Source organism: Pseudomonas monsensis, from assembly GCF_014268495.2.
Taxonomy (GTDB): domain Bacteria; phylum Pseudomonadota; class Gammaproteobacteria; order Pseudomonadales; family Pseudomonadaceae; genus Aquipseudomonas; species Aquipseudomonas monsensis.
Genome location: NZ_CP077087.1, coordinates 6,137,688 through 6,150,786 on the forward strand (window position 1 = coordinate 6,137,688; position 13,099 = coordinate 6,150,786).

Here is a 13,099-nt window from a genome sequence, read left to right on the forward strand (position 1 = left end):
CACTTCCTACGGTTTTTTTGAAGTTGCTGTTTGCAGATAGTGTTCTGCAACGTCCAGCATTCGGTTGGCAAACCCCCACTCGTTGTCGAACCAGGCCAGGATGTTCACCAGCCTGGGGCCGGAAACACGGGTCTGACTGGCATCGACGATGGCCGAATGTGGGTCATGATTAAAATCACAGCTTGCGTGGGGAAGCTCGGTGTAAGCCAGCAGACCTTTGAGCGGGCCGCTGGAGGCGGCTTCGCGCAGGATCCGGTTGACCTCATTGGCATCGGTCGCCGTGGCGGTCTGCATCGTGATGTCGAGGCAGGACACGTTGACCGTCGGCACGCGTACGGCTTTGGCCTGAATTCGCCCGGCAAGTTCCGGCAGCAGGCGCTCGATACCACGCGCCAGACCGGTGGACACCGGAATCACCGACTGGAACGCCGAACGGGTGCGGCGCAGGTCCTCGTGGTGATAGGCGTCGATCACTGGCTGATCGTTCATCGCCGAGTGAATCGTGGTGATCGACACGTAATCGAGGCCGATCGCCTTGTCCAGCAAGCGCAACAGCGGCACGCCGCAGTTGGTGGTGCAGGAGGCGTTGGACACCAGCAGTTCGTCGCCGGTCAGGCAGTCCTGATTGACGCCGTAGACGATGGTGGCGTCGACATCCGCCTCGCTGGCCATCGGCTGCGAGAACAATACCCGTGGCGCACCGGCGTCGAGGAACCGCTGGCCGTCTTCACGGGTGTGGTAAGCGCCGGAGCATTCGAGCACCAGATCGACGCCCAGCGACGCCCAATCAATGCCTTCGGGGGTGGCACTGCGCAGAACCTTCACGCAGTCGCCATTAATATGCAGACAGTCGCCGTCTACTCGCACTTCGCCGGGAAAGCGGCCGTGCGTGGAGTCGAAGCGTGTCAGGTATTCGATGCTGGCCATGTCCGCCAGATCGTTGATTGCGACAATTTCAAACCCGGCTTTTTCGCCTCGCTCAAACAACGCACGCAAGACGCAACGACCAATCCGGCCGTAGCCGTTGAGTGCAACTTTGTAGGGACGCGGTTGAGGCATGGGGTTCTCGATTACCGTGGTGAATCAGGCAGTGCGACGTTGCCCGAACCAACGCTTTCGCGAGCAAGCTCGCTCCCACAGGGAACTGCATTCCAATGTGGGAGCGAGCTTGCTCGCGAAGGCGTCAGCCCAGACAACACAACTGTCGGACTTAGTCTTCCAGCAGCTCTTCAGCCTGACCCAGGATGTTTTCCAGGGTAAAACCGAACTCTTCGAACAATGCCGAAGCCGGCGCCGACTCACCGTAGGTGGTCATGCCGATCACGCGACCTTCCAGGCCCACGTACTTGAACCAGAAGTCGGCGTGTGCCGCTTCGATCGCGATACGTGCGCTGACCTGCAACGGCAGCACCGATTGCTTGTAGCCAGCGTCCTGAGCATCGAACACGCTGGTGCACGGCATGGACACCACACGCACCTTGCGGCCTTGCTCGGTCAGTTTGTCGAAGGCCTGAACGGCCAGACCGACTTCCGAACCCGTGGCGATCAGGATCAGCTCAGGCTCGCCTGCGCAGTCCTTCAGCACGTAGCCACCGCGGCTGATGTCGGAAATCTGGCCGGCATCGCGTTCCTGGTGTTGCAGGTTCTGACGCGAGAAGATCAGCGCCGATGGGCCGTCCTTGCGCTCCAGAGCGTTTTTCCAGGCCACGGCCGATTCCACGGCATCGGCTGGACGCCAGGTGTCGAGGTTCGGCGTGGTGCGCAGGCTGGTCAGTTGTTCGATCGGCTGGTGCGTCGGGCCGTCTTCGCCCAGACCGATGGAGTCGTGGGTGTAGACATGGATCACGCGCTTCTTCATCAGCGCCGACATGCGCACCGCGTTGCGGGCGTATTCCATGAACATCAGGAAGGTCGCGCCGTAAGGCACCAGGCCGCCGTGCAGGGACACGCCGTTCATGATCGCGGTCATGCCGAACTCGCGCACGCCGTAGTACATGTAGTTACCGCTGGCATCTTCAGCGCTGACGCCTTTGCAACCTTTCCACAGGGTCAGGTTGGAACCGGCCAGGTCAGCCGAACCGCCAAGCATTTCCGGCAGCAGCGGGCCGAACGCGTTCAGAGTGTTCTGGCTGGCTTTACGGCTGGCGATGGTTTCGCCCTTGGCCGCGACTTCAGCGATGTACGCCGAGGCTTTTTCAGCGAAGTCAGCCGGCAGCTCACCGCTCAGACGACGGATCAGCTCGTTGGCTTCGGTCGGGAACGCAGCGGAGTAGGCCGCGAAACGCTGATCCCACTCGGCTTCGGCGGCGCGACCTTTTTCCTTGGCATCCCACTCGGCATAAATGTCGGCCGGGATTTCGAACGGGCCGTAGTTCCAGTTCAGCGCCTGGCGGGTCAGGGCGATTTCCGCGTCACCCAGCGGGGCACCGTGGCAGTCTTCCTTGCCCTGCTTGTTCGGCGAACCGAAACCGATGGTGGTCTTGCAGCAGATCAGGGTCGGCAGCGGGCTCTTGCGTGCGGTTTCGATGGCGGTCTTGATCTCTTCCGGGTCGTGACCGTCAACATTGCGGATCACTTGCCAGTTGTAGGATTCAAAACGCTTCGGGGTGTCATCGGTGAACCAGCCTTCGACTTCGCCGTCGATGGAGATACCGTTGTCATCGTAGAAGGCGATCAGCTTGCCCAGACCCAGCGTACCGGCCAGGGAAGCGACTTCGTGGGAAATGCCTTCCATCATGCAGCCATCACCCAGGAACACGTAGGTGTGGTGGTCGACGATGTTGTGGCCAGGACGGTTGAACTGCGCGCCGAGGACTTTTTCTGCCAGGGCGAAACCGACAGCGTTGGCCAGACCCTGACCCAGCGGGCCGGTGGTGGTTTCAACGCCCGGGGTGTAGCCGAATTCCGGGTGACCCGGGGTGCGGCTGTGCAGTTGACGGAACTGCTTGAGGTCGTCGATCGACAGGTCGTAACCGGTCAGGTGCAGCAGCGAGTAGATCAACATCGAGCCGTGGCCGTTGGACAGCACGAAGCGGTCACGGTCGGCGAACGATGGATTGCTCGGGTTGTGCTTGAGGTAGTCGCGCCAAAGCACTTCGGCGATATCTGCCATACCCATAGGGGCACCGGGATGGCCGCTGTTGGCTTTTTGCACGGCATCCATGCTGAGGGCACGAATGGCGTTGGCACGCTCACGACGGCTAGGCATCGCTGATCTCCTGGGTGTGAATAGATTGAAACGGAAAAAAGGAGGGCATTTTCCCTCACCGGAGCGCCTCGGGGCAATGACAGATAGTCATCCGGAGGCGTTTTTCCCATGGTTAACGGCGGTTTCCGCTGGTGAAACCTTTCCGCTGTTCGTTTGTAGAGTTAACCAGCCGGTGAGAAGTGCCATCTATCGAGCAATATCAAAACTTTTTGATATTGCTCTTGCGAGGATTTAGCCCCGTCACTAGACTGCTGCCCCATGAACTTACGCGCGCCTTCCATTCGACATGACGATTGCGACGAGCTGGCGGCCTTGTGCAAGGCCGGTGGCGACCCGCTGCGCCTGAATGTATTGCGCGCGCTGGCCAACGACTCGTTCGGGGTCCTGGAGCTGGCGCAGATTTTCGGCATCGGTCAGTCCGGCATGAGCCACCACCTCAAGGTGCTGGCCCAGGCCGATCTGGTGGCGACACGCCGCGAAGGCAACGCGATTTTCTATCGCCGCGCCCTGCCCCACCCCGAATTGCTCGGCGGCAAGCTGCACGCGGCATTGTTAGAAGAAGTCGACAATCTGGCACTGCCGGATGACGTGCAGGCGCGCATCGCTCAGGTACACGGACAACGTGAGGCCGCCAGCCAGGATTTTTTCGCACGTGTGGCGGAGAAGTTTCGCGCCCAGCAAGACCTGATCGCAGGCCTGCCGCAATACCGTGACAGCGTGCTGGCCCTGCTCGACAAACTGAACTTCAATGGTGCTGCCACGGCCATTGAAGTCGGCCCCGGCGACGGTGCTTTCCTGCCGGAACTGGCCCGCCGCTTCGGCACCGTCACCGCGCTGGACAACAGCCCGGCGATGCTCGAACTGGCGCGTCAGGTATGTGAACGTGAACAACTGGCTAACGTCAGCCTGCAATTGGCCGATGCATTGAATGGCATCAGCCTTCAGGCCGATTGCGTCGTATTGAATATGGTGTTGCACCATTTCGCCGCGCCGGCCGAAGCGCTCAAGCACATGGCCGGCCTGCTGCAACCGGGCGGTAGCCTGCTCGTGACAGAGTTATGTAGCCACAACCAGAGTTGGGCCAGGGAGGCCTGCGGTGATCTGTGGTTGGGGTTTGAACAGGACGATTTGGCCCGTTGGGCCACCGCTGCGGGGCTCGTTCCCGGGGACAGCCTCTATGTAGGCTTACGTAATGGTTTCCAGATCCAGGTTCGCCACTTTCTGCGACCGGCTGGCGACACTCACCATCGGTAAATTCAGGAAAACATCGAGATGAGCGAATACTCCCTCTTCACCTCCGAGTCCGTGTCTGAAGGACATCCGGACAAAATCGCCGACCAGATTTCCGATGCGGTGCTGGACGCCATTATTGCCCAGGACAAACACGCACGCGTGGCTGTGGAAACGCTGGTCAAGACCGGCGTTGCCATCGTTGCCGGTGAAGTGACCACCAGCGCCTGGGTCGACCTGGAGCAGATCGTTCGCGACGTGATCTGCGACATCGGCTACACCAGCTCCGACGTCGGCTTCGACGGCGCGACCTGCGGCGTGATGAACATCATCGGCAAGCAGTCCCCTGACATCAACCAGGGTGTTGACCGTGCCAAGCCTGAAGATCAGGGCGCCGGCGACCAGGGCCTGATGTTCGGCTACGCCAGCAACGAAACCGACGTATTGATGCCTGCGCCGATCACCTTCTCGCACCAGCTGGTGCAGCGACAGGCCGAAGCCCGTAAGTCGGGTCTGCTGCCTTGGCTGCGTCCGGACGCCAAGTCGCAAGTGACTTGCCGTTACGAAGGCGGCAAGGTGGTGGGTATCGACGCTGTTGTACTGTCGACCCAGCACAACCCGGAAGTCTCGTACAAAGACCTGCGCGAAGGCGTGATGGAGCTGATCGTCAAGCACGTGCTGCCTGCCGAACTGCTGAGCAAGGACACCCAGTTCCACATCAACCCGACCGGCCAGTTCATCATTGGCGGCCCGGTAGGTGACTGCGGTCTGACCGGTCGCAAGATCATCGTCGACAGCTACGGCGGCATGGCCCGTCACGGCGGCGGCGCGTTCTCCGGTAAAGATCCATCGAAGGTTGACCGTTCGGCGGCCTACGCTGGCCGTTACGTGGCCAAGAACATCGTCGCGGCCGGCCTGGCCGAGCGTTGCGAGATCCAGGTGTCCTACGCAATCGGCGTCGCCCAGCCGACTTCGATCTCGCTGAACACCTTCGGCACCGGCAAGATCAGCGATGACAAGATCATCAAACTGGTGCGTGAAGTGTTCGACCTGCGTCCATACGCAATCACCACCATGCTCGACCTGCTGCACCCGATGTACCAGGAAACTGCAGCCTACGGCCACTTCGGTCGTGCATCGCAGACCAAGACAGTTGGCGAAGACACCTTCACCACCTTCACCTGGGAAAAAACCGACCGCGCCGACGCTTTGCGTTCCGCTGCTGGTCTGTAAGACGCCCTGGCGGTACAAAAAAGCCCCGCACGGTTCGCGCCGTGCGGGGCTTTTTCATGCGTGCGCAATACTCTGTGGGAGCGAGCCTGCTCGCTAGGTGCCCGAACAGACAACATGACTTTCCAATCGAAACACCCGGCAAAACACCCCGCCAACCCACTTCAAAATCCTCGCCTAGCCTTCAAGCATTCCCCCTGAGCAAGGACGCTCACCATGCTTGCGACGCTGCGCCTGTTTTCAGTTGTTCTGCTGAGTTTCATCCACCTGATCGCTTACGCCGCCTGCCCCGAATGGCCTGCCGCCACCGCGCAAAACGAAATCACCGCCCTGCAAAAACAGATCGACCAATGGGACGAGGCCTATCATCGCGAAGGCCGTTCGCTGCTTGCCGACGACCTCTATGATCAAGCCCGCTTGCGGCTCAACGAATGGCGACAGTGTTTCCAGCGGCCAGCGGCGCCGCAACCTTTGCGCAGCGCAACGGGGCCCATCGCGCATCCGGTTGCACACACAGGCCTGGATAAACTTCATGAGGCGGCGGCGGTTCAAGCCTGGCTGCAGGACCGCCGGGATGTCTGGGTACAACCCAAGGTCGATGGCGTCGCAGTGACACTGAACTACCGTCGCGGCCTGTTGCAGCAGGCGATCAGTCGCGGTGACGGTAGCAGCGGCCAGGACTGGACGGCGTCAGCGCAAAAGATCCACGCCATTCCTCAACAACTGACGCAGCCCCTCGATCTGCTGGTCCAGGGCGAACTCTACTGGCGTCTGACTCAACATGTGCAGGCCCGCGCCGGCAGCGTCAACGCCCGCGCCACGGTTGCCGGACTGATGAGCCGGAAAACCCTGAGCGCCGAGCAGGCGGCCGGGATCGGTCTGTTCGTCTGGGATTGGCCACAGGGACCGGCGAGTCTGCCCGAAAGAATAGCGACGCTGGCGACACTGGGTTTCGCCACGACAGCGCCATTCAGTCAGACCATCGCCAACCTTGAGGACGCACAAAAGTGGCGTGAGCACTGGTATCGATCACCACTGCCATTCGCCAGCGACGGCATTGTGCTGCGTCAAAGCCAGCGCCCACCGGCCGAGCGCTGGCAGGCGAGCGCGCCCTACTGGGCGGTGGCCTGGAAATACCCGTTTGCCCAGGCGCTGGCCGAGGTGCGCAAAGTGAATTTCAAAATCGGTCGCACCGGCCGCATCACACCCGTGCTGGAGCTGACGCCGATCATGCTCGATGACCGGGAGATAAAACGCGTGAGCGCCAGTTCGCTCAAGCGCTGGCAGACGCTGGATATCCGTCCCGGTGACCAAGTGGCAATCAGCCTGGCCGGGCTGACGATTCCACGGCTCGACAGCGTAGTACTGCGCACGACCGAGCGGGCCGACATTGACGTCCCCGACGCCCGTGATTTCCACGCCTTGAGTTGCTGGCAACCGACACCCGGTTGCGAAAGCCAGTTTCTCGCTCGCCTGACCTGGCTCAGTGGCAAGCAAGGTCTGGCGATGCAACATGTCGGCCGTGGCACCTGGGAGAAACTTCTCGAAACAGGCCACCTGAACAACCTGCTGGATTGGTTGACCCTCGACGCACCAGAGCTTGCTAACATTGCCGGCTTCGGCGAGCGCAGCAGCGAACGCCTGATTCACAGTTTTCACAGTGCCCGCCAACGGCCCTTCGGCCAGTGGCTGAAAGCGCTGGGGTTACCGCCGACCGGCCAGGCACAACTGCCTGACTCATGGCAGGCGCTAGCCCGACGCGACACCGAACAATGGCAGGCTGAAGCCGGTATCGGCCCGGGACGCGCAGCGCAATTGAGCGCATTCTTTCGCGACCCGCAGGTACTGGCCTTGAGCGAAACCCTACAGGCCGCCGGCATCGACGGTTTCTGACTACGCGATCCCGGCACGCCGGGAACCCAACGGCCCCGAGGCGCTCCAACAGCGCAGTGCCCAACCGACCGATTGCCTTTGCACATGGAGCTTTTATGAAATTTCTCGCACCGCTCGCCATGCTGACCCTTTGCGGCATCATGGCCGCCCCCGTGATGGCCGACGAAGACGCCCCGGGCCTGACCGGTTGCGCTGCCAAGAAGCAGGGCATCATGAACCAGATCGAGCAGGCCAAATCCCGCGGCAATGCCGATCAACAGGCCGGCCTGGAAACAGCCCTGCGCGAAGTGACTGAACACTGCACCGACGCTGGCTTGAAGAAAGAACGCGAAAACAAGGTACTCGAAGCCAAACACGAAGTGAGCCAGCGTCAGGCTGACCTCGACAAAGCCATGAAGAAAGGCGATCCGGAGAAGATCAACAAGCGCAAGGACAAGCTCGCCGAGTCGCGCAAGGAACTGCAGGATGCGCTGGACCAAATCGACAAGTAACCGATGCCCCTGTGGCGAGGGAGCAAGCGCCCTCGCCACAGGGGCTTAGTTGTCTCAGCCCCCCTCATGCAATCAATGATCGCGAAATTCCTTATGGCAAGCGCTGCAGGCATCTTCAACTTTCTGCACCGCAGGCCCGAGGTTGCTGGCCTTGTACGGCTGAACCTGGCTGGCGATCACCAATTCACCGGTGGCCGCCTCAAGGTTGCGAGCCAGTTCCTGAAAGCGGGCCTGACGCGACCAGACTTCGTCCTTGGCGCTGCTGTGATCGGCTTCGCGCACCTGCGGGAAATGCTTCCACGGCTCATGGGACAGCGCATCGAGTTTCACCGCACCGTCGGCGAACTTCGGCCCGTCGAACGCAATGCGCCCACGCAACATGCCACCGAGCTCTTCGCCGGTCTTGAGCATCTGCTTGAAGATCGCCTTGCGCTGGCCCAACGGGGAATTCGGATCGACACCGCCACAGGCGGACAGGGTCAGGCAGGCCAGCAATACAACAGCAATTCGTTTAAGAGTCATGGCGGCTTCAGGTCACGGAATTCGGCGGCCAGTATCCTCGCCTCCCCGACAAACACCAATAGCCCTATTAAAAATACGGGTTGTTCGAGCGCATGGAGCACTCGGGCGACCGGCACAGGAATCACTCCATGAACAGCCGTTTCAAGGCCTGGCGTCACCCACTGATCGCAACCCTGCCGCTGCTGGCAATCCTTGCCGGCTGTACGGGCGGCGACAATGCCAAACCGAAAACCCACGCCTTGGCCACCTATTCCAGCGCCACCTGGGAATCCCTGCCGGCGGTGTCCGACAGCGATCTGGTCGCCGGTTTCGGCTCATGGCGCAGCGCTTGCACCCGACTCAAAGCTGATCCGGTCTGGGGTGGCACGTGCGCCGCGGCAACCAACGTGCCGCAGAGCGCCAACGAGATTCGCGCGTTCCTCAAGCAGAACCTCGATGTGTTCGGTCTGCGCGCCGAGCATGACAACCCCAACGGCCTGATCACCGGTTACTACGAACCGGTCTACCCTGGCAGCCTGACGCCCACCGACGTGGCCAACGTGCCGGTGTATGGCGTGCCGGAAGACATGATCATCGTCTCGCTGGAGAGCATTTATCCGGAACTCAAGGGCAAACGCCTGCGTGGCCGTCTCGAAGGTCGAGTGCTCAAGCCTTACGACGACGCGGCGACCATCGAATCCAAAGGCGTCAAAGCGCCGGTGGTGGCCTACCTGACCGATCCGATGAACCTGCAGTTTTTGCAGATCCAGGGTTCAGGGCGGATTCAGACACCGGATGGCAAGCAACTGCGCATCGCCTACGCCGACCAGAACGGCCACCCGTACCGGCCCATCGGCCGCTGGCTGGTGGAGCAGGGCGAGTTGAAGAAAGAAGACGTGACCATGGGCGCGATCAGCAACTGGGCCAAGGCCAACCCGTCGCGCATTCCGGAACTGCTGGGCAGCAACCCGAGCTACGTGTTCTTCACCCGCAACCCGGACAGCAACGAAGGCCCGCGTGGCTCGCTGAATGTGCCGCTGACCGCCGGTTACAGCGCCGCCGTGGATCGCAAGGTGATTCCGCTGGGTAGCCTGTTGTGGCTGTCGACCACGAAACCGGATGGCACCGCACTGGTTCGCCCGGTTGCGGCGCAGGACACTGGCGGCGCGATCGCCGGCGAGGTGCGTGCGGACCTGTTCTGGGGCACGGGCGATGCAGCCGGGCAACTGGCCGGGGACATGAAACAGCAGGGGCAGATCTGGATGCTCTGGCCCAAGGGAGCGGCGCTGCCGCAAGTGCCGCAGGTGGCGGATGCCCCCAAGGACAAATCCTGAGATGTTTGTTGCCTGATCAATCGCCATCGCGGGCAAGCCCGCTCCCACAGTAATTGATGGTGACCACATATTTTGTGTACACCAAAAAACCTTGTGGGAGCGGGCTTGCCCGCGATGAGACCAGCAGCAACACCAATAATCAAACAGACACAAAGAAGAACGCGGCAATCAGCCCCATCCCGACAAACCACACCAGCGACCGCAGAATTGCCCAGTCCGCCAGGTAGCAGATGATGTACAGCAGGCGACTGGTGATAAACATCACCGCCAGCACATTCACCGTCACCAACTGCGCCGTGCCCACCAGATGCGCGACGATCACCGCGGCGGCAAACGCCGGCATCACTTCAAAACTGTTGAGTTGCGCTGCATGCGCCCGTCGTGCCACGCCGCCCACGCTTTCGAGAAAATCCCGAGGATCATGGTTGTCACTCAGCCGGAAACCGCCCGCGGCCTTGGCCACAATCGTGCACACATAGGGCAGAAAAATCGCGATCAACACACACCACAGAGCCACCGTCATAACGCCGTCCTTTTTTCGAGTTATAGAATTCGCGAGCGGTCAGAACTTCATGACCAGCATGCCGATCAGCACCAGCCCACAGGCTAAGAGCCGTGGCCGGCCGAAAGGTTCTTTCAAGTAGCGCATGCCGAACAGCACCACCAGAATCACGCTGATCTCGCGCAATGCCGCCGCTTCCGCAATCGAGCCCAACTGCATCGCCCACAGCACCAGAGCGTAGCTGAACAACACGCAGAACCCGACGGCCAGCCCCAGCTTCCATTGCTCACGCCAGAACTGCATGAACGCCGGGCGCTTGGCGACCCACGCCAGCAGTGGAAATGGCCAGGCGCTGAGCAGCGTGACCCAGACCAGGTAATCGAGCGGGTGCGACCAGCGCCGCAACGCCTGGCCATCTATGTAGGTGTAGCAACCGATGCACAAGCCGATCAGCGCCACCACCGGCAGCATCGACCACGGCAAGTGTTTCCCGCCGCCGCCCTGCCAGAGCAGGCAAACCATGCCAAACGGAATAAACATGATCCCGAAGATCTGCTGCGTGGTGAGCACCTCACCGGCGAAGATCAGGGTCAGCGCCAACACCACCAATGGCGACAGTCCGCGCATCAGCGGATAGACCAAGCCGAGATCGCCGACCCGGTAGGCCTGAATCAACAAATAGCGATAGAGCAGTTCAAACGCCGCCGACGCAAGAATCCACGGCCAGATTTCAACCGGCGGCAAGCTCACGAACGGCAACGCAATGGCGACGACCAGCAGCGCCACGGTGTCCATGCACGCCACCACCAGCAGCCGCTCGGCGCTGAATTTGATCAGGGTATTCCACGCCGCATGCAACAGCGCCGCCACCAACACCAGAGCTGTCGCCAGCACGTCCCACTCCTTATTGTTGTTATCCAGCCAATTAGTCAGATTATTGATTCGCGATGTGTCAGCAGCTGTTTATACTGCAAGCGACCACGCCGCACTCAGTTGCGCAAAGAAAAATACCAATAATTCCCGCCGGCACCGCACTCCTTCGAGATCGGTCGACGGCCTGCGTATGCCTGATCAAAGCGTCAAGACTACTGACAGAGACCTTGCGCATGCCACTCGCCTTGCTTGCACTCGCTGTTGCCGCATTCGGCATCGGCACGACTGAATTCGTGATCATGGGTCTGTTGCCCGATGTCGCCCGCGACCTTGCCGTAAGCATCCCTCACGCCGGACTGTTGATTACCGGGTACGCCCTGGGTGTGGTGTTCGGCGCACCGATCCTCGCCATCGGTACCGCCAACATGCCGCGCAAGGCGACGTTGCTGGGCATGACGCTGATGTTCATCCTCGGCAACGTGCTCTGCGCACTCGCGCCGAACTACGCGACGCTGATGGCGGCGCGGGTGGTCACCGCGTTGTGTCACGGTGCGTTTTTCGGCATTGGCTCGGTGGTGGCCGCCGGACTGGTCGCACCGAACAAACGCGCGCAGGCCATTGCGATGATGTTCACCGGCCTGACCCTGGCCAATGTGCTCGGCGTGCCCTTGGGCACCGCGCTCGGCCAATACGCCGGTTGGCGCTCGACCTTCTGGGCGGTGTCGGTGATCGGCGTGATCGCCGCTCTCGCGCAATGGCTGTGGCTGCCGAAACACATCGCGATGGACAAGGCCAACCTCGCCAGCGAGTTCAAGGTGCTGGGCAAGGTCAACGTGTTGCTGGCACTGGGTATGAGCGTGCTGGCATCGACCAGCCTGTTCAGTGTGTTCACGTACATTGCACCGATCCTGCAGGACATCACCGGCGTCAGCCCCCACGGCGTGACGGTGATGCTGCTGTTGTTCGGCGTCGGCCTGACCGGCGGCAGCATGCTCGGTGGCCGCCTGGCCGACAGCCGTCTGTTGCCATCGCTGGTGGGTGTGGCGCTGGCGGTGGTGGTGATTCTGGCGGCGTTCAGCCAGACCAGCCGCTCGGTGATTCCGGCGGCGATCACACTGGTGCTGTGGGGCATTTTCGCCTTTGCACTGTGCCCGATCCTGCAACTGCTGATCATCGACCAGGCCCATGAGGCGCCGAACCTCGGCTCGACCTTGAACCAGAGCGCGTTCAATCTTGGTAACGCGACGGGCGCGTGGATCGGCGGGTTGGTGGTTGCCAGTGGCGCAGATCTGGCGGACTTGCCGTGGACCGGCGCGCTGGTCGGCGTGCTGACGGTGCTGACGGCGCTGTTTTTCATCTATCTGCAACGTCGTGGCACGGCTGCGGTCAATGTGTCCGGCTAGCCCTCACCCTAACCCTCTCCCAGAGGGAGAGGGGACTGAAAGGGGGATGCTTCAGAAGTCCGCCGACCTGAACGCGCATTGCCGAATCTACAATCGAGCCGGTTATTCCGCTCGATACATCCCGCAAGACAATAAGGTCGGCTACCTCTCCCTCCGGGAGAGGGGACGGAACGGGGATGCTTCAGAAGTAAGCCGACCTGAACGCGCATTGCCGAATCCATAATCGACCCGGTTATTCAGGTCGATACATCCCGCAAGACAATAAGGTCGGCTCCCTCTCCCTCCGGGAGAGGGGACTGAACGGGAATGCTTCAGAAGTCCGCCGACCTGAACGCGCATTGCCGAATCTACAATCGACCCGGTTATTCAGGTCGATACATCCCGCAAGACAATAAGGTCGGCTCCCTCTCCCTCCGGGAGAGGGGACGGAACGG

General features: G+C 61.2%; 11 protein-coding genes. 6 read left to right on the forward strand and 5 right to left on the reverse strand.

Going from position 1 to position 13,099, the window contains the following annotated elements; all coding sequences use genetic code 11:
• Positions 1-6: 6 nt before the first annotated feature.
• The gene (gene epd, locus HV782_RS27160; protein WP_123469467.1) at positions 7-1,059 is read right to left on the reverse strand and encodes an erythrose-4-phosphate dehydrogenase; all 1,053 of its coding nucleotides are present in this window, start codon (positions 1,057-1,059) and stop codon (positions 7-9) included.
• A 151-nt stretch (positions 1,060-1,210) separates the two neighbouring features.
• Positions 1,211-3,208 carry a transketolase gene (gene tkt, locus HV782_RS27165; RefSeq protein WP_186748648.1) on the reverse strand — a complete coding sequence of 666 codons (1,998 nt, stop codon included), beginning with the start codon at positions 3,206-3,208 and terminating at the stop codon, positions 1,211-1,213.
• A 258-nt stretch (positions 3,209-3,466) separates the two neighbouring features.
• Here tkt and HV782_RS27170 point away from each other — a divergent pair, with 258 nt between their 5' ends.
• From HV782_RS27170 to HV782_RS27185, 4 genes are all read left to right on the forward strand, one after another.
• On the forward strand, positions 3,467-4,462 hold the full coding sequence (locus HV782_RS27170; protein WP_123469473.1) for an ArsR/SmtB family transcription factor: 996 nt from the start codon (positions 3,467-3,469) through the stop codon (positions 4,460-4,462).
• A gap of 18 nt (positions 4,463-4,480) precedes the next feature.
• Positions 4,481-5,671, forward strand: a complete 1,191-nt coding sequence (metK, locus tag HV782_RS27175) for a methionine adenosyltransferase (protein WP_123469475.1) — start codon at positions 4,481-4,483, stop codon at positions 5,669-5,671.
• Between the two features lie 213 nt (positions 5,672-5,884).
• On the forward strand, positions 5,885-7,561 hold the full coding sequence (gene ligB / locus HV782_RS27180) for an NAD-dependent DNA ligase LigB (RefSeq protein WP_186748647.1): 1,677 nt from the start codon (positions 5,885-5,887) through the stop codon (positions 7,559-7,561).
• Between the two features lie 95 nt (positions 7,562-7,656).
• Positions 7,657-8,052, forward strand: a complete 396-nt coding sequence (locus tag HV782_RS27185; protein ID WP_123469479.1) for a DUF1090 domain-containing protein — start codon at positions 7,657-7,659, stop codon at positions 8,050-8,052.
• A gap of 72 nt (positions 8,053-8,124) precedes the next feature.
• On the opposite strand, the gene HV782_RS27190 is transcribed toward HV782_RS27185, so the two are convergent.
• Positions 8,125-8,574, reverse strand: a complete 450-nt coding sequence (locus tag HV782_RS27190; protein WP_186748646.1) for a c-type cytochrome — start codon at positions 8,572-8,574, stop codon at positions 8,125-8,127.
• Between the two features lie 128 nt (positions 8,575-8,702).
• On the opposite strand from HV782_RS27190, the gene mltA reads away from it, so the two are divergent.
• The gene (gene mltA / locus HV782_RS27195) at positions 8,703-9,887 is read left to right on the forward strand and encodes a murein transglycosylase A (RefSeq protein ID WP_128616114.1); all 1,185 of its coding nucleotides are present in this window, start codon (positions 8,703-8,705) and stop codon (positions 9,885-9,887) included.
• 139 nt (positions 9,888-10,026) lie between these two features.
• On the opposite strand, the gene HV782_RS27200 is transcribed toward mltA, so the two are convergent.
• Positions 10,027-10,410 (reverse strand): MAPEG family protein, encoded by a 384-nt coding sequence (locus HV782_RS27200; protein WP_123469486.1) that lies wholly within the window; start codon positions 10,408-10,410, stop codon positions 10,027-10,029.
• A 39-nt stretch (positions 10,411-10,449) separates the two neighbouring features.
• Positions 10,450-11,283, reverse strand: a complete 834-nt coding sequence (locus tag HV782_RS27205; RefSeq protein ID WP_186748645.1) for an EamA family transporter — start codon at positions 11,281-11,283, stop codon at positions 10,450-10,452.
• Between the two features lie 212 nt (positions 11,284-11,495).
• On the opposite strand from HV782_RS27205, the gene HV782_RS27210 reads away from it, so the two are divergent.
• A complete protein-coding gene (locus HV782_RS27210; RefSeq protein ID WP_123469490.1) occupies positions 11,496-12,665 on the forward strand; it encodes an MFS transporter in 1,170 nt (389 codons plus the stop codon).
• The last annotated feature ends 434 nt before the right edge of the window (positions 12,666-13,099 follow it).

Coding starts and splice junctions, on each gene's coding strand:
- epd (WP_123469467.1), bottom strand. CDS start 1,059: ATGCCTCAACCGCGTCCCTACAAAGTTGCACTCAACGGCTACGGCCGG.
- tkt (WP_186748648.1), bottom strand. CDS start 3,208: ATGCCTAGCCGTCGTGAGCGTGCCAACGCCATTCGTGCCCTCAGCATG.
- HV782_RS27170 (WP_123469473.1), top strand. CDS start 3,467: ATGAACTTACGCGCGCCTTCCATTCGACATGACGATTGCGACGAGCTG.
- metK (WP_123469475.1), top strand. CDS start 4,481: ATGAGCGAATACTCCCTCTTCACCTCCGAGTCCGTGTCTGAAGGACAT.
- ligB (WP_186748647.1), top strand. CDS start 5,885: ATGCTTGCGACGCTGCGCCTGTTTTCAGTTGTTCTGCTGAGTTTCATC.
- HV782_RS27185 (WP_123469479.1), top strand. CDS start 7,657: ATGAAATTTCTCGCACCGCTCGCCATGCTGACCCTTTGCGGCATCATG.
- HV782_RS27190 (WP_186748646.1), bottom strand. CDS start 8,574: ATGACTCTTAAACGAATTGCTGTTGTATTGCTGGCCTGCCTGACCCTG.
- mltA (WP_128616114.1), top strand. CDS start 8,703: ATGAACAGCCGTTTCAAGGCCTGGCGTCACCCACTGATCGCAACCCTG.
- HV782_RS27200 (WP_123469486.1), bottom strand. CDS start 10,410: ATGACGGTGGCTCTGTGGTGTGTGTTGATCGCGATTTTTCTGCCCTAT.
- HV782_RS27210 (WP_123469490.1), top strand. CDS start 11,496: ATGCCACTCGCCTTGCTTGCACTCGCTGTTGCCGCATTCGGCATCGGC.